The sequence below is a fragment of the Streptococcus mitis genome (genome assembly GCF_946188375.1).
Taxonomy (GTDB): Bacteria; Bacillota; Bacilli; order Lactobacillales; family Streptococcaceae; genus Streptococcus; species Streptococcus mitis_CX.
Genome location: NZ_CAMHUS010000006.1, coordinates 72,418 through 93,655, shown reverse-complemented (window position 1 = coordinate 93,655; position 21,238 = coordinate 72,418). Strand labels below are relative to the sequence as shown.

The window sequence follows — 21,238 nt, the reverse complement described above, 5'->3', positions numbered from 1 at the left end:
CTAGAGGTGAAAAAGATGAAACTAAATCGCGTAGTAGTAACAGGTTATGGAGTAACATCTCCAATCGGAAATACACCAGAAGAATTTTGGAATAGTTTGACGACTGGAAACATCGGAATTGGTCCAATTACAAAATTTGATCATAGTGACTTTGATGTGCATAATGCAGCAGAAATCCAAGATTTTCCTTTTGATAAATACTTTGTAAAGAAAGATACCAATCGTTTTGATAACTACTCTTTGTATGCCTTGTATGCGGCCCAAGAGGCTGTCAACCATGCCAATCTGGATGTAGAGGCTCTTGACAAGGATCGTTTTGGTGTTATTGTGGCTTCTGGTATTGGTGGAATCAAGGAAATTGAAGATCAAGTGCTTCGCCTAAATGACAAAGGACCAAAACGTGTGAAACCATTGACCCTTCCAAAAGCCTTGCCAAATATGGCTTCAGGAAATGTTGCTATGCGTTTTGGAGCAAACGGTGTTTGTAAATCCATCAATACTGCCTGTGCTTCATCAAATGACGCGATTGGGGATGCCTTCCGCTCAATTAAGTTTGGTTTCCAAGATGTTATGTTGGTAGGTGGTTCAGAAGCCTCTATCACACCTTTTGCTATTGCTGGTTTCCAAGCCCTAACAGCTCTCTCTACTACAGAGGACCCAACTCGTGCTTCCATTCCATTTGATAAGGACCGTAATGGTTTTGTCATGGGTGAAGGTTCTGGGATGTTGGTTCTTGAAAGTCTTGAACACGCTGAAAAACGTGGCGCTACTATCCTTGCTGAAGTGGTTGGTTACGGAAATACTTGTGATGCCTACCACATGACTTCACCACATCCAGAAGGTCAGGGAGCTATCAAGGCCATCAAACTAGCCTTAGAAGAAGCTGAGATTTCTCCAGAGCAAGTAGCCTATGTCAATGCTCACGGAACGTCAACTCCTGCTAATGAAAAAGGAGAAAGTGGTGCGATCGTGGCTGTTCTTGGTAAGGAAGTACCTGTATCATCAACCAAATCATTCACAGGACATTTGCTGGGGGCTGCAGGTGCAGTAGAAGCTATCGTCACAATCGAGGCTATGCGTCATAACTTTGTACCAATGACAGCTGGAACAAGTGAAGTATCAGATTATATCGAAGCCAATGTCGTTTATGGACAAGGCTTGGAGCAAGAAATTCCATACGCTATTTCAAATACTTTTGGTTTTGGTGGCCACAATGCAGTTCTTGCTTTCAAACGTTGGGAGAATGAATAACTATGAATTTAAACGATATTAAAGACTTGATGGCTCAATTTGACCAGTCAAGTTTGAGAGAATTTTCTTATAAAAATGGGACGGATGAGTTACAGTTTAGCAAGAATGAGGCTAGACTCGTATCTGAAGTTGCAACTCAAGTCGCTCCAGCACCCGTTCAAGCAACACCGAGTCAAGTAGCTCCTACATCTGCTCCAGTAGAAACTGTAGTGGAAGAAGTTCCTGCTTCAGTTGAAGCAAGTGTAGCTGCTGAGGGAGATCTTGTAGAGAGTCCACTTGTTGGAGTGGCTTACTTGGCTGCTGGCCCAGATAAACCTGCCTTTGTAACAGTTGGTGATAGTGTTAAAAAAGGCCAAACATTGGTAATTATCGAAGCCATGAAAGTCATGAATGAAATCCCAGCTCCTAAGGATGGTGTGGTAACGGAAATTCTCGTTTCTAACGAAGAAATGGTTGAGTTTGGTAAAGGATTGGTACGTATCAAATGATCGATATTCAAGGAATCAAAGAAGCCCTTCCCCACCGTTATCCTATGCTCCTAGTGGATCGTGTCTTGGAAGTGAGTGAGGATACCATTGTTGCTATCAAAAATGTGACCATCAATGAGCCCTTCTTTAACGGTCATTTTCCTCAATACCCGGTCATGCCAGGTGTTCTGATTATGGAAGCTTTGGCGCAAACAGCTGGTGTCTTGGAGTTATCAAAACCTGAAAATAAAGGTAAACTAGTCTTTTACGCTGGTATGGACAAGGTTAAGTTCAAGAAGCAAGTTGTACCAGGTGACCAATTGGTTATGACAGCGACTTTTGTAAAACGTCGTGGGACCATTGCCGTGGTTGAAGCAAAGGCTGAAGTGGATGGCAAGCTTGCAGCTAGTGGTACTCTTACCTTTGCAATAGGGAACTAAGGAGGTTCTCCATGTTTCGAAAAATTTTAATTGCCAATCGTGGTGAAATTGCGGTTCGTATTATCCGTGCGGCGCGTGAATTGGGGATTGCGACGGTGGCGGTTTATTCAACTGCTGATAAGGAAGCCCTTCATACGCTTTTGGCAGATGAGGCTGTTTGTATCGGGCCTGGTAAGGCAACAGAGTCTTATCTCAATATCAATGCGGTTCTATCAGCGGCAGTCTTGACTGAGGCAGAAGCTATTCACCCTGGTTTTGGCTTTCTCAGTGAAAATTCCAAATTTGCGACCATGTGTGAAGAGGTAGGGATCAAGTTTATCGGCCCATCTGGTCATGTCATGGATATGATGGGGGATAAGATCAATGCGCGCGCTCAGATGATCAAAGCTGGTGTTCCAGTCATTCCAGGTTCAGATGGAGAAGTGCATGACTCTGAGGAAGCTTTGATTGTTGCTGAAAAAATTGGCTACCCTGTTATGCTCAAGGCTTCAGCAGGTGGAGGTGGTAAAGGGATTCGTAAGGTTGAAAAACCAGAAGACCTCGTTTCCGCCTTTGAAACTGCCTCTAGTGAAGCCAAGGCCAATTATGGAAATGGTGCCATGTACATTGAACGGGTTATCTATCCAGCTCGTCACATCGAGGTTCAAATCCTAGGAGATGAACACGGAAATGTGATTCACTTGGGGGAACGAGATTGTTCTCTTCAACGGAATAACCAAAAGGTTTTGGAAGAAAGTCCTTCGATTGCAATCGGAAAAACGCTGCGCCATGAAATTGGTTCTGCGGCTGTTCGAGCTGCGGAGTCTGTTGGCTATGAGAATGCAGGGACTATTGAGTTTCTTATTGATGAAGCCAGTGGCAATTTCTATTTCATGGAAATGAATACTCGTGTACAAGTAGAGCATCCAGTAACAGAGTTTGTTTCAGGTGTGGATATCGTTAAGGAACAAATTCGCATTGCGGCAGGTCAGCCTTTGTCTGTTAAGCAAGAAGATATTGTCCTACGCGGTCATGCCATCGAGTGTCGCATCAATGCAGAAAATCCAGACTTTAACTTTGCTCCAAGTCCAGGTAAGATTACCAATCTCTATCTGCCGAGTGGTGGAGTTGGCTTGCGCGTGGATTCAGCAGTTTATCCAGGTTATACCATTCCGCCCTATTATGATAGTATGATTGCCAAAATCATCGTTCACGGCGAAAATCGTTTTGACGCCTTGATGAAAATGCAACGTGCCCTCTATGAATTAGAGATTGAAGGGGTGCAGACCAATGCAGATTTCCAGCTTGACCTCATTTCAGATCGTAATGTCATTGCTGGAGATTACGATACTTCCTTCTTGATGGAAACCTTCTTACCCAAGTATCAAGAAAAAGAATAAAATGATTTCAAGAGTTTAAACCGAAAAGGGGAATCAATGGCTCTATTTAGTAAAAAAGATAAGTATATTCGAATCAATCCCAATCGTTCGGTTAGGGAAAAACCTCAAGCTAAGCCAGAGGTTCCAGATGAATTATTCTCTCAGTGCCCAGGCTGTAAGCATACCATTTATCAGAAGGATCTGGGAAGTGAGCGTATCTGTCCGCACTGTAGTTACACCTTTCGTATTTCTGCCCAAGAACGCTTGACTTTGACAATTGATATGGGAACCTTCAAGGAATTGTTTATAGGGATTGAAAGCAAGGATCCCTTGCATTTCCCTGGTTATCAAAAGAAACTAGCAACTATGCGTGAAAAAACAGGTCTGGATGAAGCCGTTGTGACAGGAACAGCTCTTATTAAAGGTCAGACTGTGGCTCTTGGTATTATGGATTCCAACTTTATCATGGCATCTATGGGTACGGTTGTAGGTGAAAAAATTACTCGTTTGTTTGAGTATGCGACTGTTGAAAAATTGCCAGTTGTTCTCTTCACAGCCTCTGGTGGGGCCCGTATGCAGGAAGGAATCATGAGTCTCATGCAGATGGCCAAGATTTCTGCAGCAGTTAAACGCCATTCAAATGCTGGTCTCTTTTATCTGACTATTTTGACTGATCCAACGACTGGTGGTGTGACAGCTTCTTTCGCTATGGAAGGCGATATCATTCTGGCTGAACCACAGAGTTTGGTTGGTTTTGCAGGGCGTCGTGTGATTGAAAACACGGTTCGTGAAAGCTTGCCTGAGGATTTCCAAAAGGCAGAATTTCTACTTGAGCATGGCTTTGTGGATGCTATCGTTAAAAGAAGAGATTTGCCAGATACGATTGCAAGCCTAGTCAGATTGCACGGAGGGGGTCCTAGATGAATATTGCAAAAATAGTCAGAGAAGCGCGTGAGCAGAGTCGCTTGACAACCTTGGACTTTGCTGCAGGCATTTTTGATGACTTTATCCAATTACACGGTGACCGTTCTTTTCGTGACGATGGTGCAGTTGTTGGTGGTATTGGCTGGCTTGGAGAGCAAGCTGTAACAGTGGTTGGTATCCAAAAAGGCAAGAGTTTACAAGATAACCTTAAACGGAATTTTGGTCAACCGCATCCAGAAGGTTACCGCAAGGCCCTACGGTTGATGAAACAGGCTGAAAAGTTTGGCCGTCCAGTAGTGACCTTTATCAACACAGCAGGTGCCTATCCTGGTGTCGGAGCAGAAGAACGCGGACAGGGAGAAGCTATTGCTCGCAATCTCATGGAAATGAGTGATTTGAAAGTTCCTATTATTGCTATCATTATCGGTGAAGGTGGTTCTGGTGGGGCTCTGGCTCTAGCAGTCGCAGACCGTGTTTGGATGCTGGAAAATTCTATCTATGCCATTCTCAGTCCAGAAGGTTTTGCTTCCATTCTATGGAAAGATGGCAGTCGTGCCATGGAAGCGGCAGAACTGATGAAAATCACTTCGCATGAACTGTTAGAAATGGACGTGGTGGACAAGGTGATTTCTGAAGCAGGACTTTCTAGTAAAGAACTGATTAAGAGTGTCAAAAAAGAACTCCAAACGGAACTAGCTTTACTGTCACAAAAAACGTTCGAGGAGTTGTTGGAAGAACGTTACCAACGATTTAGAAAATACTAAAAATGACTAAATGAGGCTAGAAAGGTCTCATTTTTTTAGAAAAATGCAGTTCAGACCGAAAAATTGACAGTTGAGGAGATGGACTATAAAATAGATAAAAAAGATGTATACTGTAGATGTAAGCTTACAAAAATTTATTTTAAGGAGGTACTTGATAGGACAGGTACAGATACATTTACAGTTCTTTCATCTGAGAACTTAGAGGAAACTTCAGGTGGTGGCATGATTTGGTTGGTTGATGATTATTATTGGAGTTGGCCTTATGCTTATAGCATTGCAACTGACTCGAGTACAATACTGAATCATGCGACTAGACGTGCTAATGGTATTGGCTACTGATAAATTAAAGGGGTAAGTATGAAAAAACTAGGGCATTTGGGAGTCTTTACATCACTGGTATTTCTATCGGTTTATCTACCAGAGTTAGGGGTAGTGCAAATCACTAAGTTTTTAGGATGGGGGATAGATGGCTATTTTATCTTTTTAACAGTTGAATTAACAGCTCTTTTGCTATTATTTATCTACTGGCTCAAAAAGAAAGAGATGCTCTATATTTTTGAGAAAAAGGGTTCAAAGAAGTCAAGATTCTTTTACCTTGTAGTTGGTCTAGTGGCTACTTATTTTGATCGTCAATTGGTGGATGCTTTTTCAGTTACAGTATCATTATTTAGTTGATAACAAGTATATTTTTCAAAAGCTACTTTCTATCCTTTATTCAAATGGACAACCAACTTTTCTATCAACTGTTCTTAGTTTTATTTTAACAGTAGTTGTCGCACCTATATTGGAGGAACTGATTCATAGAGGGTATTTTATGAATACCTTTTTCCACCAGTCCAAGTACTATCTGGATGTTATTCTATCTGCTCTTATCTTTGGACTTAGTCATTTGATTCTAACTCACCGAGATCCTATCAGTTTGATTATTTATAGTTTAGGCGGTCTCTTCTATGCCCTAGTATATCGGTGGACAAAGAACTTAAAAATCACCATCTTGTGCCATAGTTTTTTTAACTTTCTCATTTATGCAAAACCCATCTGGATTTTTGTTTATAATTATGTCTATTACCACTTTTTAAGATAGTGGAAGCAAAGAAAACAGTGTTTGATATCTGTCAAACACTGTTTTCTATCTACTATTCTTCAGTTACAAATTGACTAAGCAGTCCGTTGATAAAGCGGGCTGATTTTTGATCTGAAAAATTTTTAGCAAGTTCAATGGCTTCATTGACTGCTACCAGCTGAGGTGTATCAAATGATGTGATTTCAAAGATACCTAAGCGTAGTAAGTTTTTTTCGACCAAGGTCAAGCGTTCAACTGTCCAGCCTGACTTGAGGTGCTGGTTGATTTGTTTATCCAACTCGTCTTTTTGAGCTTGAACGCCAGAAACCAAGTTCAGAAGAAAGGCAGGGATTTGCACATCTGCATCTTCACGGTCATGCGTGTAGGCAAAGTGACAAGCTGTTTCCATATCTGTGCCGAATTCAAGGCTCATAAGAGCTTGAAAAGCGCATTTACGAAGTTCGCGTCTAGATTCTAATAATGGACTAGTCATTGAGGAAGTCCTCGTTAAATAGATCTTTCAACTCAGGTTTTGGTGTTTTATCTGGAACGATTCCTGCAACATGGATGTTGACAGCAGAAAGTTCCACATCAGCCATATCACGAACAGCATCTTTGACTGCTTTTTGAATAGCAAGAGCAACTTTTGGTACTTTCACACCGTACTCAAGATAGAGGTAGATGTCAGCAGTTAGTTCTTCGTTGCTTTCTTTTAAGTAGACGCCACGACCAAGAGAGAGTTTTGATAGGGTATCAGATACGGATTTATTTGAAAATGAGTGGACACCATCAACTTTAGCAGTTGCGATGGCAATGATTTTTTCAAGTACACGTGGAGCGATAACGATTTCGCCAAATTGTTCTTCAATTCCCATAGAATGACCTCTTTCTAGAGATTAGGCACGAGAAACGTAAGTTCCTTCTGCAGTGTTGATGATCAATTTTTGTCCAGCTTCGATGAAGTCAGGAACGTTGACAACAAGTCCAGTTTCCATAGTTGCTGGTTTACCAGAACCTGTAACAGTAGCACCTTTGATAGATGGTTGTGTTTCAGCAACTGTCAATTCAACAGTAGTTGGTACAGTTACACCGATTACTTCAGTTCCGTAGAATTGGATTTTCACATCAGAGTTTTCAAGGATGTAAAGCAATTCATTTTCAACATTTACGACTGGGATTTCGTATTGGTCGTAAGTTTCAGTGTTCATGAAGTAGGCAGTTTCATCCATTTTGTACAAGTATTGAGCTGGAACAGTTTCGATAATAGCTTGTTCGAATTTTTCTTCTGGACGGTAGCTTGTATCAAAAGTAGAACCAGTACGGACATCACGTAATTTCATACGCATGATTGTGTTCCCTTTACCTGGTTTGTGGTGGCTAGCTTCCAAAACGCGGATCAATTTTCCGTCTGCAGTTTCAAACGTCATACCAGCTTTCAATTTGCTTGCTTCAATCATGTTTTTACCTCTTTAATAAATATTATTACTCTTCATTTTACCATAAAATCTTCTGGAAATAAAGTCTAAATAGTTATTGGGAGATGGTAGGGGCGAAAAAAACCAACCTCAGGGCTGGTTTCTTTTATGTGTTAATCTTCTTTCAACTTCGCTAATTCTTGAGCAAGAAGTTTAAGGGCGACTTGTGGGTTGGCTTGGCCTTTGGTTGCTTTCATAAGGAAGCCTGTGAAGGCCTTGTCTGCGTTACGTTTGCCTGACTTGAAGTCGGCAACAGCGGCTTCGTTATCGGCGAAGACTTGGTGGATGATTGGAATCAGGATATCTGGATCTGTGATTTGAACCATGCCTGCTTTTTCCACGTATTCACGCGCGCCACCGCCATTTTTAGCAAGGTGGACAAAGACTTTCTTGGTCGTAGCTGAGCTCTTCAAGAAGGATATGGGATTGAGGCTAATGAAAAGGTAGATTTCTTAATTTGAATGATTATTAAACTATATTATAACCTTTAAAAATCATCTAAGATATACTTATCGTTATTTACTAGCAGTTATCTTCTTTATGGAATGGTGTTCAATGAGCCACCCTACAATCCACCCCGTCGCTAGCAAGTAATTTTCGAAAGCACCGATAGCATTTACAGGAGAATGATACTCCATAAAATTGACTAAGTGATTTGTTCCTATTCCGATACCACCGAAGATGAGAGTGAGAAGCACGATTCGTAGATAGAACCAATCGTACTTAATATTGACACCGAGAATAAGAATCAATACAGCTAGGTTCCATATTCCAATTTCTCGTTGCCAACCAGCTGAGATTCCGTACCCGGAGTGACTTCCCATGTATGATGGAAAGAAAATTTGTAGTATAGAAGCGCCTAGCATAGCGATGATGACTAAAACAAATAGCAATCGTAAAAATTTGTTCATTTTTTCTTCTTTCTAAAATAGAAAAAGGTATATAAAAAGTCTGTTATTCATCTTCTTTCAACTTCGCTAATTCTTGTGCAAGAAGTTTAAGGGCAACTTGTGGGTTGGCTTGGCCTTTAGTTGCTTTCATAAGGAAGCCTGTGAAGGCCTTATCTGCGTTACGTTTACCTGACTTGAAGTCGGCAACTGCGGCTTCGTTATCGGTAAAGACTTGGTGGATAATTGGAATCAAGACAGCTGGGTCTGAGATTTGGACCATACCTGCTTTTTCAACGTATTCACGCGCGCCTCCGCCATTTTTAGCCAGGTGGACAAAGACTTTCTTGGCAATCTTAGAAGAAATCGTGCCGTCTTCGATGATGGCAATCATTTCAACCAAGTTTTCTGGTGTCAATTCGATTTGTTCCAGTGTCTTGCCTTCTGCGTTCAAGAACTGAGCGACTTCCCCTTGGAGCCAGTTAGAGACTTGTTTGGCATCGCCACCGAGGGCAACAGCTTTCTCAAAGAAGTCAGATGTGACTTTGTTAGCAGTCAACTGGCTAGCATCGTAGTCTGACAAGCCAAGGTCAGATACATAACGCGCACGGCGTTCTTTTGGAAACTCTGGCAACTCAGTTCGCATTTCCTCAATCCACTCGTCTGAGATTTCAAAGATTGGTAGGTCTGGCTCTGGGAAGTAGCGGTAGTCTGCAGCCCCTTCCTTGACACGCATGAGGATGGTTGCTTTGTTAGCTTCATCGTAACGGCGTGTTTCTTGGCGAATTTGACCCCCTGAGCGAAGGATTTCAGCTTGACGTTGGACTTCGTATTCAAGCCCCTTACGGACGTTAGAGAAGGAATTGAGGTTTTTCAACTCAGTCTTGGTACCGAATTTCTCTTGACCATACGGACGAAGGGAGATGTTGGCATCCACACGCATAGAACCTTCTTCCATCTTAACGTCAGAAATGCCAGCGTACTGGATAACTTCCTTGAGGGCAGTTAGATAAGCGTAGGCTTCTTCTGGTGAACGCATGTCAGCTTCAGATACGATCTCAATCAATGGCACCCCTTGGCGGTTGAGGTCAACATAAGAGTAGCCATCTGTACCGTGGGTGTTTTTACCAGCGTCTTCTTCTAGGTGAGCACGTTCGATACCGATTTTCTTGGTCGTACCGTCTTCAAGCTCAACTTCAATCCAACCGTTGTAGCCGATTGGTTCATCAAACTGAGAAATTTGGTAGGCTTTTGGGTTATCAGGATAGAAGTAGTTCTTGCGGTCAAAGTGCATCTTTTTGTGGATGTCCATGTTGAGGGCAAGAGCAGCCTTGATACCAGCATCGACAACACCTTTATTGAGAACTGGCAGAACTCCTGGGAAAGACCAGTCAATCACGTTGGTATTGGCATTTTGGTCATTTCCGAAGTGGGCAGAAGTAGGTGAGAAGATTTTTGAATTGGTGTTGAGCTCTACGTGGACTTCAAGTCCGATGACTGTTTCAAAGTTCATTAGTTGTCACCTCCAAAAATCACGGGTTGTTGTTTGTGGTAGTCTGTTGTTGCTTCAAAAGCAGCAGCAACTTGATAAATGGTTTCCTCAGAGTACTTAGGACCAATCAATTGCAGACCGACAGGTAGACCTTGAGAGAATCCAGCAGGAATCGAAATTCCAGGCAGTCCTGCCAAGTTTACAGGTATAGTCAAGAGGTCAGCCAAGTACATAGCAACTGGGTCATGGTTGAGTGAGTCCAAGTCATAGGCAACACTTGGTGCAGTTGGTCCCAAAATCAAGTCGTAATCCGCGAAGACTTTTTCGAAATCTTGGATGATGAGGGTACGGACCTGACCAGCTTTCTTGTAGTAAGCATCGTAGTAACCTGATGAAAGGCTGAAAGTACCTAGCATGATACGGCGTTTAACCTCTTCACCGAAACCTTGGCTACGGCTGTTTACATAGATTTCATCAAGGTTAGTCGCATCCTCTGCGCGGTAGCCGTAACGGATACCGTCAAAGCGTTGCAAGTTTGATGAAGCTTCAGATGAAGCGATAATGTAGTAAACTGCAACACCGTATTTTGAGTGAGGAAGGCTAACTTCTTCGACGATGGCACCGAGTTTCTCGAAGTGTTTAGCGGCATTCAGAATGGTTTCCTTAACCTCTGGGTCAATTCCTTCACCAAGGTATTCCTTAGGTAAAGCAATTTTCATGCCCTTGATGTCTTGACCGATTTTTGAAGTAAAGTCGGCAATGCGGACAGGAGCAGAAGTAGAGTCTTTGGCATCTTCGCTGGCAATCGCATTGAGCAAGAGGGCGTTTTCCTTAACAGTAGGAGCAAAAGGTCCGATTTGGTCTAATGAGCTACCGAAGGCAATGAGACCGAAACGAGAAACTGTTCCGTAGGTTGGTTTGAGACCAACAATCCCGTTGAAGGCAGCAGGTTGGCGGATAGAACCACCAGTATCAGAACCAAGTGACAAGCGGACTTGTCCTGACGCTACAGCTGCGGCAGAACCACTAGACGAGCCACCAGGAACCTTGCTTTGATCCCAAGCATTTTTAGTGGCACCATAGTGAGAAGTCTCACCTGAACCACCCATGGCAAACTCGTCCATGTTAGTCTTCCCAACGACAATCATGCCTTTAGCCTTTGCATTGGAAACGGCTGTCGCATCAAAGATAGGCTCATAGTTGTAGAGCATTTTTGAGGCAGCAGTTGTGAGAATACCGTCAGTAGAGATATTATCTTTAACTGCAAGTGGAATTCCTGAAAGGACATTATCAGCGTCAATTCCAGCTTCATCAATAGCTTTAGCTTGAGCAAGAGCTTGGTCTTCAGCGATGGTAACAAAAGCGTTAATAGCTGTCTCGCGAGACTTGATATCTTCAAGCGTAGCTTGTGTCAATTCTGTTGCTGAAATTTCCTTAGAGACAAGGAGATTGTGCAAGTCTTCAATGGTTTTATTGTTAAAAGTCATTAGGCATCTCCTCCATCGTCTAGGATAGCTGGTACCTTGATATAGTAGTTGACTTTTTCAGGTACGTTTTTAAACAAGCGATCACGGTCTGTTCCTTCTTCGGCCACATCAGGGCGGAGTACAGTCTTGCGGTCAGCCATAGTCGTAGTAGGTGCGACACCGGTTGTGTCAACTTCGCCCAGCAATTCAACCATGTCAACAATCTTAGACAAGGTAGTCGCAAAGGCAGCAGTTTCTTCTTCAGAGAATCTTAATTTTGAAAGATTGGCAACGTGTGTTACCTCTTCTTGCGTAATTTTCATCTTGCATCCTTTCGTGAAATGATGATTTTTAGTCTGTTCTATTTTACCATATTTTCCTATAAATAAGGGAGGGAAAGATGAAAAAAGACATCTGGCAAGTCGAGAAAGAGTTTTTTAAAATAGACAAAAAAATAGCCGTCCTAACTTTGGCGAGTTAACGAGCTATTTTTTAGTTATGTAATTACAGCCACCGTCTTAAACGGCTCTGTGGGGTGTTGTTGTCGCAACACCTTTTTCTATATTTATTGTAACATTTATTTGAAAAATCGCAAAGGGAATTAGGCTTCCTAGTATTTGGATAAGTTGGGTATAAACTGAGTAGCAGGCATTAAAATTGCTTGCCAGTTTTGTCTATTGTGCATTAGCAAACTAAGATTTTTTGGTTTTAATATGCACTCTTTTGGTATTCATTCCATAAAGCCTGAAGTTCATCTGCATTTTCTAAAACATATTGCCTGATTATTTTTAGGTCTTTTGCTTTTACTTTACCATCTCTCAGTTCACCGTTCAGAAACATTGAGCCGACCTCTTCTCCGTGGATATAAATGTGAATATGCGCTTTTTGACCTTTATGGTTATGTTCGTTAGGACGAATTTCAATACCATACTTTAAGAAAGAATATTTAGGCATGTAGTAGTCCCACGTAGTCCTTCCATGTTTCAAGGTAGTTATCGCGATTTAACTCAATTTGCTTTTGAGCAAAACGAATGTCATAGTCTGCCAAGTCCAAATTTTCCAATACTTCTCCAGTTAGAATACTAAAGGTTCCAATTAATTCATCGTCATCATACATGCGTAAAATAGGGTTGCTTGGATTCTTGTAAATATCATCTTTTGTTACTTCTAAATTAGTTACACCAAATTCCTTGAACATGATTACTTCTCCTTTTTCTTTTATTATATCATTTTTGCTAGAATTGTCACGGTTTTCGATATATTTGACTATAAGGAATAGCTTTTATTCAAGTATAGTCTGACATAAAATAGAAATTGAAAAAAATGCTAAAATCCGATATAATGGAGTGTTGAAAGGAATGGTAAAATCCAATGTAAAAATCATTCTTAGCTATTAAAACAGATAAAAATAGATTTAAAAGAAAGAGAACTTATGAATATTCAAGAAGAAATTAAGAAACGTCGTACCTTTGCTATCATCTCCCACCCGGACGCGGGGAAAACTACTATTACTGAGCAGTTGCTCTACTTTGGAGGCGAGATTCGTGAGGCTGGTACGGTAAAAGGAAAGAAAACAGGGACTTTTGCCAAGTCTGACTGGATGGATATCGAGAAGCAACGTGGGATTTCGGTTACTTCATCTGTTATGCAATTTGACTACGACGGAAAACGCGTGAATATCCTCGATACGCCAGGGCACGAGGACTTCTCAGAAGATACCTATCGTACCTTGATGGCGGTGGATGCTGCGGTCATGGTGGTGGACTCTGCCAAGGGTATCGAGGCCCAAACTAAGAAATTGTTTGAGGTTGTGAAACACCGTGGTATTCCAGTCTTTACCTTTATGAACAAGCTCGACCGTGACGGTCGTGAACCTTTGGATCTTTTGCAAGAATTGGAAGAAGTCTTGGGCATTGCTAGCTACCCTATGAACTGGCCTATCGGGATGGGGAAAGCTTTTGAAGGCTTGTATGACCTTTATAACCAACGCTTGGAGCTCTATAAAGGGGATGAGCGCTTTGCCAGTCTGGAAGATGGGGACCAGCTTTTTGGCAGCAATCCTTTCTACGAGCAAGTCAAGGATGACATTGAGCTTTTAAATGAAGCTGGGAATGAGTTTTCAGAGGAAGCTATTTTGGCTGGAGAATTGACACCTGTCTTCTTCGGTTCAGCTCTTACTAACTTTGGTGTTCAGACCTTCCTTGAAACCTTCCTCAAATTTGCTCCAGAACCACATGGACACAAGAAAACGGACGGTGAAATTGTGGATCCTTATGACAAGGATTTCTCAGGATTTGTCTTTAAAATCCAAGCTAACATGGACCCTCGTCACCGTGACCGCATTGCCTTTGTTCGTATCGTATCAGGCGAATTTGAGCGCGGCATGAGTGTCAATCTCCCTCGTACTGGTAAGGGTGCTAAACTTTCGAATGTGACCCAGTTTATGGCTGAAAGTCGTGAGAATGTGACTAATGCCGTGGCAGGAGATATCATCGGGGTTTACGATACAGGTACTTATCAGGTTGGGGATACCTTGACAGTTGGAAAAAACAAGTTTGAATTTGAACCACTGCCAACCTTCACTCCTGAAATTTTCATGAAAGTTTCTGCCAAGAATGTCATGAAGCAAAAATCCTTCCACAAGGGAATCGAGCAATTGGTGCAAGAAGGAGCCATTCAGCTTTATAAAAATTACCAAACAGGCGAGTACATGCTGGGAGCTGTTGGTCAACTTCAGTTTGAAGTCTTCAAGCATCGTATGGAAGGCGAGTACAATGCGGAAGTAGTCATGAGTCCAATGGGTAAAAAGACCGTTCGCTGGATCAAGCCTGAGGACTTGGATGAACGGATGTCATCAAGTCGCAATATCTTGGCAAAAGACCGTTTTGACCAGCCAGTCTTCCTCTTTGAAAATGACTTTGCCCTCCGCTGGTTTGCGGACAAGTATCCAGACGTAGAGTTGGAGGAGAAGATGTAAATCGTTACAAATGACTAGCAACATAAAGTTGCTGTCATTTGACGGTAACCGCTATGGTGGCTTACCTAAACGCTTCACTAGGAAAAATCCACGAATGGTATCGATTCGTGGACTTTTCCGTCGTAATGGTAAGGAAGCGGTAACTGTTTTACTAACTTCGTTTGGCAAATGGAATCGGTTTCCCAAACTCCGTGTAGTAGTTCAGTAAATTTAATTGATTGTATAACAATCTAAGTAACTAACGCCAAGTTTCTATGGAACTTGGCTATGCGTTCCACTAGTAAAGTTTTACGAATATTGTCGATTCGTGGGCTTTTCCGTTGTAACTGGTAGTGAGAGGTCTAGCTAACTGTCTTACTAACTATGTTTGGTAAATGAAATTGATTTGTAAAAATTAGTGTCGTGGATAATAAGACAGCAGAGTATGTAGGGTTTTACCTTAGCCCTCTATAAAAAGATGTTGAATATTTGGCTTTATTCGTTTTACTGTTAACCTTTATGGTAATAACTTACAAATAAAAGAAAACTTCAGATATTCACCTTTTGTGATTGGTCTGAAGTTTTCTTTTTTACTGTCCATATTTTTGGTAAAAGTCAACTTTTACTTGGATGAAGGTTTTGGCCTCGCGTAGGAGTTGAAGAAGGGTGGCGCGGGTTTCAAATTCTTCTCTTGTCTTGGGTAGACTACGGTTCCGGAAGACTTCCAGATAGCGTTCAATTTCATCTAGCAAATCAGAAGCAGGATTGGTCTGGCTCAGTTGACCGGCAATTTTTGAAAAGAGTTGGGCCAAAATCAGGCTCTCACTGGCAGCTAGATGACAGGTGTTGATTTGCTGGGCCATGTTTCTCAGGATGCGACTTTGTCTCTGTCTCATCTCAAAGTAGTGAATATGGTAATCAGTCTGGTGAAAGAGGTGGTCTGAGTGATCCAAATAGACCAGTCTGAGGGCTTCTTCCAAAAGGGTGTCCAATTCTTCAACCAACTGTGCTCGGTTGCGTCCATCCCCTCTGGATAAATAATATTTGAAGCGCTGGAGGATATCTTTTAACTTTTCTTCTACCAATGTGTGGTAGTGATGAATTTCCTCTTCTCGTGAAGGCATGTAGAGATTGACAAGCAAGGCAAATCCAGTACCGATTGCAAAGAGAAGGAGTTCATTGACTAGAAGATCTGGAGAGGTTGACTCTTGTACCAAGAGGTGGCTAACCAAAACAGTGCTTGGTGTGATGCCAATTTCCCAGCCCATCTTGTAGGCTAGGGGAACATAAAGAGCCAGATAGAGGCCAAGGCTCCAGATATGAAATCCGCTCAAGTGAAAAGCCAGAACTCCGATAACCAAAGCTAGAAGCATGGAAAAGAGGCGATTTCGGGCCAGTTTTAAGGTACTTCTACGGGTATCGGATAGGCTCAAGAGGGCGATTATTCCAGCCGAGACAGCTGAGGAGAGATTGAGAAAGTAAGCAAGAAGGCAGGCAAGACAGGTAGCTAAGATGAGCTTGGTCGTACGTTGGCTGATAGACATAAGAATTTCCTAATAAGACTAGAATAAAAGTGGAAAAGACAAGACCTGAGCAGGCTTGTCTTTATGAGTTATTTTTTACGGGCTGCTGCGTATTCGGCAACAGCAGTAAAGAGGACATCTGTTGAAGAGTTAAGGGCTGTTTCACATGAGTCTTGGATGACCCCAATGACAAATCCAACCCCAACAACTTGCATGGCAATATCGTTAGAAATACCAAAAAGGCTACAAGCAACTGGGATAAGAAGGAGGGATCCTCCGGCAATACCAGAAGCACCACAGGCTGAGATTGCTGCTACTACACTGAGGACAAAGGCTGTAGCAAAGTCAACAGGGATTCCAAGAGTATTTACTGCAGCAAGGGTTAAAACGTTAATAGTAATCGCTGCCCCTGCCATGTTGATAGTAGAACCAAGTGGGATAGAAACAGAATAGGTATCTGGATCCAGACCGAGGTCGTGGCAAAGTTTCATATTGACAGGGATGTTAGCCGCAGAACTACGAGTGAAGAAGGCTGTAACACCGCTGACACGCAAACATTTCCAAACGAGGGGATAAGGGTTTCTCTTCATAAAGAGGAAGGCAATTAGTGGATTGACTACCAGAGCCACAAAGAACATAGTTGTCACCAAGAGGGCAAGCAAGATTCCATAGTTAGCTAGGCTTCCGATTCCCTTATCAGAGATGGTTTTGAAGACAAGACCAAGGATTCCAAACGGAGCTAGGTTGATGATCCATTCGACAATCTTAGAAGTCACATCAGCCATGGTTTTTAGCAATTCTTTACTATTTTTGCTGGCTTCTCTCATAGCAATACCGAAAACAACTGCCCAAGATAGGATACCGATGTAGTTGGCTGTGACAAGGGCATTGACTGGATTGTCAACCAGTTTGAGCAAGAGGTTGCTGAGGACCTGGCCAATTCCATCTGGTGGAGCAATATCGGTATTAGCACTATTTAGGGTAATTTCAACAGGTACGATGAAACTTGCTAGGACAGCAACAAGTGCCGCTGCAAAGGTTCCTACCAAGTAAAGGAAGATAACCGTTTTCATGTTGCTATCTTGTCCCTTTTGATGTTGGGAAAGGGCGTTAGCAACGAGGGCAAATACCAGAATTGGTGCGATGGCTTTAAGGCCACCAACAAAGAGATCTCCAAGTAAACCAATTCCTGAAATGTTAGGAAGTGTCAGCCCTAGGGTTCCTCCAATAAGCATGCCAATCAAAATTCGTTTGATTAGACTCGCCTTATTCCAAGCATGAATGAATTTTTTCATAACAATCTCCTTTGTTGTGTAATGTTTATGATTATAGTATAAATATGAGCTAAAATCAAGAATTTTCTGTCTATTTTGGCTGTTATTTTTGAATATTTATGGAGATTCATCACTTGTGAAAGTATGGTATAATAAATGAAAGGAGTTTTCTATGCAAGAATTTATTCAAACCTATCTCAATAAGCTTGATATAACAACGATTATTGAAAATATCTTAACCAAGTTACTTTCTCTTTTATTCTTATTTTTACTCTTTTATATAGCCAAGAAATTGCTCCATACCATGGTGCAGAGAATTGTCAAACCTTCTCTAAAAATGTCTCGTCATGATGTCGGGCGTCAGAAAACCATCTCACGTTTATTAGAGAATGTGTTTAATTATACCCTTTATTTCTTTTTACTTTACTGCATTTTGTCGATTTTAGGTTTGCCAGTTTCTAGTTTGCTGGCAGGGGCTGGGATTGCTGGGGTGGCTATTGGAATGGGAGCCCAAGGCTTTCTATCTGATGTCATCAATGGCTTTTTCATCCTCTTTGAACGTCAACTGGATGTGGGAGATGAGGTCGTTTTGACAAATGGTCCTATTACCGTATCGGGCAAGGTTGTCAGTGTCGGCATTCGAACAACGCAACTCAGAGGAGAAGATCAGGTTCTGCACTTCGTTCCCAATCGGAATATCACCGTCGTCAGCAATTTCTCACGCACAGACTAGACCTGTTATTTTAAGTAATTTGTGGTACAATAGAAAGAGTTTAATAAAGGAGAAAAGATGGTTTTAGAAAAGCAGTTGGGCAATGGTTGTACCTGGATAGACCTTGATGTGGATAAGATTAAAAATATGGAAGATCTTTCTGACATCTATGGATTGGACAAGGAAACCATTGAGTATGCTCTGGATAGAAATGAACGAGCTCATATGGATTATAACCGTGAAACGGAGACGGTAACCTTTATTTATAATGTTCTTGATTTAGAAAAAGACAAAGAATATTATGAAGCGATTCCCATGACCTTTATCGTCGAAAGACAACGAATGATTACCATCAGCAACCATAAGAATGCTTATGTCATTGATCAGATGTCAGCTTATCTGGATAGCCATGAGTCGCTTTCTATTTACAAGTTTCTCTTTGCTGGTTTAGAGATTATTAGTAACGCTTATTATCCTGTCATTGAAGAGATGGATAAAAGTAAGGACGAAATTAGTGCCTTGCTACGTCAAACTACAACAAAGAAAAATCTCTTCGCCCTCTCTGACTTGGAGACTGGTATGGTTTACTTGACAGCAGCAGCAAAACAAAATCGACTCCTCTTGGAACATATCCAGGGCCATGCTCTTTATCGGAGATTTAATGATGTCGAACGAGAGCAGTTTGATGATGCCATGATTGAAGCCCATCAGTTGGTGTCTATGACAGACTTGATTTCTCAAGTCTTGCAACAACTCTCAGCTTCTTACAACAACATCCTAAACAATAACTTGAATGATAGTTTGTCAATTTTGACTATTATCTCCGTCTTACTAGCAGTACTTGCGGTTATTACAGGTTTCTTCGGAATGAATGTTCCTCTACCATTTACAGAAGAGCCAAATGCTTGGATTTATATCTTAATGACTAGCTTGATTTTATGGGTGGCCTTATCTCAATGGCTGAAGAAAATTACTAGAAAATAAAAGAAAAGGAGCCAAAATGGCGATTGAAAATTACATGCCAGATTTTGCTGTGGAAGCAGTCTATGATCTGACAGTCCCAAGTCTGCAGGCGCAGGGAATCAAGGCTGTTTTGGTCGATTTGGACAATACCCTCATAGCTTGGAACAACCCTGATGGGACGCCAGAGATGAAGCAATGGTTACATGATCTTCGGGACGCGGGCATTCGCATCATCGTAGTCTCAAACAACACCAAAAAACGAGTTCAACGCGCAGTTGAGAAGTTTGGAATTGATTACGTTTATTGGGCTCTGAAACCCTTCACATTTGGGATTGATCGTGCCATGAAGGAATTCCACTATGAGAAAAGTGAAGTGGTCATGGTTGGCGACCAGCTCATGACGGATATACGAGCAGCCCACCGAGCTGGCATTCGCTCGATTTTAGTCAAACCCTTGGTCCAACATGACTCGATCAAAACGCAGATTAACCGAGCGCGTGAGCGTCGTGTGATGCGAAAAATCACTGAAAAGTACGGACCGATTACATATAAAAAAGGAATTTAACTATGGAAGAAATTCTCTGTATTGGTTGTGGAGCAACCATTCAGACGACAGACAAGGCTGGTCTTGGATTTACCCCCCAGTCGGCACTCGAAAAAGGTTTGGAGACTGGGGAAGTCTATTGCCAACGCTGTTTCCGTCTCCGTCATTACAATGAAATCACAGATGTCCAGTTGACGGACGATGATTTCCTCAAGCTCTTGCACGAGGTGGGAGACAGTGATGCCTTAGTGGTCAATGTCATTGATATCTTTGATTTTAATGGCTCTGTTATCCCAGGTTTGCCACGTTTTGTCTCGGGTAATGATGTCCTCTTGGTGGGAAATAAAAAAGATATCTTGCCCAAGTCTGTTAAACCAGGCAAGATTAGCCAGTGGCTCATGGAACGTGCACACGAAGAAGGACTTCGTCCAGTTGATGTCGTCCTAACTTCGGCCCAAAACAAACATGCTATTAAGGAAGTCATTGACAAGATTGAACACTACCGTAAGGGCCGTGATGTCTATGTGGTTGGTGTAACCAACGTTGGAAAATCAACTCTAATCAATGCTATTATCCAAGAAATCACGGGTGATCAGAATGTCATCACGACTTCGCGCTTCCCAGGGACAACCTTGGACAAAATCGAGATTCCACTTGATGACGGTTCTTATATCTATGATACACCGGGGATTATCCACCGTCACCAGATGGCTCACTACTTGACGGCTAAAAACCTCAAGTATGTCAGCCCCAAAAAGGAAATCAAGCCTAAAACCTATCAGCTCAATCCTGAACAAACCCTGTTTCTAGGCGGTCTGGGACGCTTTGACTTCATTGCAGGTGAGAAGCAAGGTTTCACAGCCTTCTTTGACAATGAACTCAAACTCCATCGTACCAAACTTGAAGGCGCTAGTGCCTTTTACGATAAGCACGTCGGAACTCTTCTGACACCACCAAATAGTAAAGAAAAAGAAGTTTTTCCAAAACTAGTCCAGCATGTATTTAACATTAAGGAAAAGACAGATCTAGTCATCTCTGGACTCGGCTGGATCCGTGTAACAGGCACAGCCAAAGTCGCCGTCTGGGCACCAGAAGGCGTCGCCGTCGTCACACGAAAAGCAATTATTTAAACACAGAAAGGAAAGGGTTGTCTGAATTCGGGCGAGCAGGGCGAGCCCATAGAGAATACTTTTCGCCGTGGTGTTAGTTGGTACAAGGACTTGTACCAACTGAGGAAAATTTGAGACCTTAGGCTCAAATTTTAGTCATGAAAGTCCGAAGGACTTTGCTGACGTCCGTCACCACTTCAGAAAAGTATAAAAAGAAACTCTTTTAAGAAAATTATGTCATTAACATCAAAACAACGTGCCTTCCTCAACAGCCAGGCACATACCCTCAAACCCATCATCCAAATCGGGAAAAATGGACTTAACGACCAAATCAAAACCAGCGTCCGTCAAGCTCTTGATGCTCGCGAATTGATCAAGGTAACTCTTTTACAAAACACAGATGAAAATATCCACGAAGTCGCTGAAATTTTGGAAGAAGAAATCGGTGTGGATACAGTCCAAAAAATCGGACGCATATTGATTTTGTTTAAACAGTCTAGCAAGAAAGAAAATCGCAAGATTTCTAAAAAAGTCAAAGAAATCTAAAAACCTACTCCAAATAACTGTTTT

General features: G+C 42.0%; 25 protein-coding genes and 2 pseudogenes. 15 read left to right on the top strand and 12 right to left on the bottom strand.

The features are described from left to right. Nucleotides 1-15 precede the first annotated feature (15 nt). The 8 genes and pseudogenes from fabF (at nucleotide 16) to N8M16_RS06895 (ending at nucleotide 6,288) form a co-directional block, all read left to right on the top strand. Nucleotides 16-1,251 (top strand): beta-ketoacyl-ACP synthase II, encoded by a 1,236-nt coding sequence (gene fabF, locus N8M16_RS06925; protein ID WP_261069881.1) that lies wholly within the window; start codon nucleotides 16-18, stop codon nucleotides 1,249-1,251. 2 nt (nucleotides 1,252-1,253) lie between these two features. After that, nucleotides 1,254-1,739, top strand: coding sequence for an acetyl-CoA carboxylase biotin carboxyl carrier protein (gene accB / locus N8M16_RS06920; protein ID WP_261069880.1), 486 nt, complete (start codon nucleotides 1,254-1,256; stop codon nucleotides 1,737-1,739). Beyond that, entirely contained in the window at nucleotides 1,736-2,158 is a 423-nt protein-coding gene (gene fabZ / locus N8M16_RS06915) for a 3-hydroxyacyl-ACP dehydratase FabZ (protein WP_000565515.1), read from the top strand. Before accB ends, fabZ begins: the two co-directional genes overlap by 4 nt. An 11-nt stretch (nucleotides 2,159-2,169) precedes the next feature. Beyond that, nucleotides 2,170-3,537 (top strand): acetyl-CoA carboxylase biotin carboxylase subunit, encoded by a 1,368-nt coding sequence (gene accC / locus N8M16_RS06910; protein ID WP_261069879.1) that lies wholly within the window; start codon nucleotides 2,170-2,172, stop codon nucleotides 3,535-3,537. Nucleotides 3,538-3,573: 36 nt separating this feature from the next. Beyond that, the gene (accD, locus tag N8M16_RS06905) at nucleotides 3,574-4,440 is read left to right on the top strand and encodes an acetyl-CoA carboxylase, carboxyltransferase subunit beta (protein ID WP_261069878.1); all 867 of its coding nucleotides are present in this window, start codon (nucleotides 3,574-3,576) and stop codon (nucleotides 4,438-4,440) included. After that, the gene (locus tag N8M16_RS06900; RefSeq protein WP_153199178.1) at nucleotides 4,437-5,204 is read left to right on the top strand and encodes an acetyl-CoA carboxylase carboxyl transferase subunit alpha; all 768 of its coding nucleotides are present in this window, start codon (nucleotides 4,437-4,439) and stop codon (nucleotides 5,202-5,204) included. The genes accD and N8M16_RS06900 overlap by 4 nt, the downstream gene beginning before the upstream one ends. Nucleotides 5,205-5,336: 132 nt before the next feature. Beyond that, entirely contained in the window at nucleotides 5,337-5,543 is a 207-nt protein-coding gene (locus tag N8M16_RS10285; protein ID WP_033682759.1) for a hypothetical protein, read from the top strand. Nucleotides 5,544-5,561: 18 nt separating this feature from the next. Next, nucleotides 5,562-6,288: pseudogene (locus N8M16_RS06895) on the top strand (lysostaphin resistance A-like protein). Nucleotides 6,289-6,340: 52 nt separating this feature from the next. Here N8M16_RS06895 and nusB read toward each other — a convergent pair. The 10 genes and pseudogenes from nusB to N8M16_RS06845 all read right to left on the bottom strand — a co-directional run bounded on the left by nusB (nucleotide 6,341) and on the right by N8M16_RS06845 (nucleotide 12,785). Continuing rightward, nucleotides 6,341-6,760: a transcription antitermination factor NusB gene (gene nusB, locus N8M16_RS06890; RefSeq protein ID WP_000203637.1), complete on the bottom strand. Its 420-nt coding sequence runs from the start codon at nucleotides 6,758-6,760 to the stop codon at nucleotides 6,341-6,343. Then, nucleotides 6,753-7,142, bottom strand: a complete 390-nt coding sequence (locus tag N8M16_RS06885) for an Asp23/Gls24 family envelope stress response protein (RefSeq protein WP_020902992.1) — start codon at nucleotides 7,140-7,142, stop codon at nucleotides 6,753-6,755. The genes nusB and N8M16_RS06885 overlap by 8 nt, the downstream gene beginning before the upstream one ends. Nucleotides 7,143-7,163: 21 nt before the next feature. Then, entirely contained in the window at nucleotides 7,164-7,724 is a 561-nt protein-coding gene (efp, locus tag N8M16_RS06880; RefSeq protein ID WP_000568643.1) for an elongation factor P, read from the bottom strand. Between the two features lie 131 nt (nucleotides 7,725-7,855). Continuing rightward, nucleotides 7,856-8,149: pseudogene (locus tag N8M16_RS06875) on the bottom strand (glutamyl-tRNA amidotransferase); the annotation flags it as partial. 108 nt (nucleotides 8,150-8,257) lie between these two features. Next, nucleotides 8,258-8,653, bottom strand: coding sequence for a hypothetical protein (locus tag N8M16_RS06870; RefSeq protein WP_001032001.1), 396 nt, complete (start codon nucleotides 8,651-8,653; stop codon nucleotides 8,258-8,260). Nucleotides 8,654-8,696: 43 nt separating this feature from the next. Next, nucleotides 8,697-10,142, bottom strand: a complete 1,446-nt coding sequence (gatB, locus tag N8M16_RS06865) for an Asp-tRNA(Asn)/Glu-tRNA(Gln) amidotransferase subunit GatB (protein ID WP_261050038.1) — start codon at nucleotides 10,140-10,142, stop codon at nucleotides 8,697-8,699. Then, nucleotides 10,142-11,608 carry an Asp-tRNA(Asn)/Glu-tRNA(Gln) amidotransferase subunit GatA gene (gatA, locus tag N8M16_RS06860; protein WP_261069877.1) on the bottom strand — a complete coding sequence of 489 codons (1,467 nt, stop codon included), beginning with the start codon at nucleotides 11,606-11,608 and terminating at the stop codon, nucleotides 10,142-10,144. The genes gatB and gatA overlap by 1 nt, the downstream gene beginning before the upstream one ends. Next, on the bottom strand, nucleotides 11,608-11,910 hold the full coding sequence (gene gatC / locus N8M16_RS06855) for an Asp-tRNA(Asn)/Glu-tRNA(Gln) amidotransferase subunit GatC (protein WP_261069876.1): 303 nt from the start codon (nucleotides 11,908-11,910) through the stop codon (nucleotides 11,608-11,610). The genes gatA and gatC overlap by 1 nt, the downstream gene beginning before the upstream one ends. A 385-nt stretch (nucleotides 11,911-12,295) precedes the next feature. Beyond that, on the bottom strand, nucleotides 12,296-12,541 hold the full coding sequence (locus N8M16_RS06850) for a DUF4160 domain-containing protein (RefSeq protein WP_261013329.1): 246 nt from the start codon (nucleotides 12,539-12,541) through the stop codon (nucleotides 12,296-12,298). Next, nucleotides 12,534-12,785 (bottom strand): hypothetical protein, encoded by a 252-nt coding sequence (locus tag N8M16_RS06845; RefSeq protein ID WP_000471833.1) that lies wholly within the window; start codon nucleotides 12,783-12,785, stop codon nucleotides 12,534-12,536. The genes N8M16_RS06850 and N8M16_RS06845 overlap by 8 nt, the downstream gene beginning before the upstream one ends. A 234-nt stretch (nucleotides 12,786-13,019) precedes the next feature. Between N8M16_RS06845 and N8M16_RS06840 the strand changes: the two genes are divergently transcribed. Both N8M16_RS06840 and N8M16_RS06835 read left to right on the top strand, forming a co-directional pair. After that, a complete protein-coding gene (locus tag N8M16_RS06840) occupies nucleotides 13,020-14,564 on the top strand; it encodes a peptide chain release factor 3 (RefSeq protein ID WP_033685454.1) in 1,545 nt (514 codons plus the stop codon). Nucleotides 14,565-14,574: 10 nt separating this feature from the next. Then, nucleotides 14,575-14,772, top strand: coding sequence for a hypothetical protein (locus N8M16_RS06835; protein WP_004258416.1), 198 nt, complete (start codon nucleotides 14,575-14,577; stop codon nucleotides 14,770-14,772). A 361-nt stretch (nucleotides 14,773-15,133) separates the two neighbouring features. Here the strand turns inward: N8M16_RS06835 and N8M16_RS06830 are convergent, their stop codons facing one another. Together N8M16_RS06830 and sstT are read right to left on the bottom strand one after the other, a co-directional pair. Then, entirely contained in the window at nucleotides 15,134-16,087 is a 954-nt protein-coding gene (locus N8M16_RS06830; protein ID WP_261069875.1) for an aromatic acid exporter family protein, read from the bottom strand. 68 nt (nucleotides 16,088-16,155) lie between these two features. Then, complete coding sequence (gene sstT / locus N8M16_RS06825; protein ID WP_084948015.1) at nucleotides 16,156-17,361, bottom strand: serine/threonine transporter SstT; 1,206 nt, start codon at nucleotides 17,359-17,361, stop codon at nucleotides 16,156-16,158. 151 nt (nucleotides 17,362-17,512) lie between these two features. Here sstT and N8M16_RS06820 point away from each other — a divergent pair, with 151 nt between their 5' ends. The 5 genes from N8M16_RS06820 (at nucleotide 17,513) to yhbY (ending at nucleotide 21,214) form a co-directional block, all read left to right on the top strand. Then, complete coding sequence (locus N8M16_RS06820; protein ID WP_001154851.1) at nucleotides 17,513-18,073, top strand: mechanosensitive ion channel family protein; 561 nt, start codon at nucleotides 17,513-17,515, stop codon at nucleotides 18,071-18,073. A gap of 57 nt (nucleotides 18,074-18,130) precedes the next feature. Continuing rightward, nucleotides 18,131-19,036, top strand: coding sequence for a magnesium transporter CorA family protein (locus tag N8M16_RS06815; protein ID WP_000242267.1), 906 nt, complete (start codon nucleotides 18,131-18,133; stop codon nucleotides 19,034-19,036). 16 nt (nucleotides 19,037-19,052) lie between these two features. Continuing rightward, nucleotides 19,053-19,580: a YqeG family HAD IIIA-type phosphatase gene (locus N8M16_RS06810; protein WP_000963748.1), complete on the top strand. Its 528-nt coding sequence runs from the start codon at nucleotides 19,053-19,055 to the stop codon at nucleotides 19,578-19,580. A gap of 2 nt (nucleotides 19,581-19,582) precedes the next feature. Continuing rightward, nucleotides 19,583-20,689: a ribosome biogenesis GTPase YqeH gene (gene yqeH, locus N8M16_RS06805; RefSeq protein ID WP_084923694.1), complete on the top strand. Its 1,107-nt coding sequence runs from the start codon at nucleotides 19,583-19,585 to the stop codon at nucleotides 20,687-20,689. Nucleotides 20,690-20,902: 213 nt separating this feature from the next. Then, entirely contained in the window at nucleotides 20,903-21,214 is a 312-nt protein-coding gene (gene yhbY / locus N8M16_RS06800; RefSeq protein WP_000060169.1) for a ribosome assembly RNA-binding protein YhbY, read from the top strand. Nucleotides 21,215-21,238: the final 24 nt, after the last annotated feature.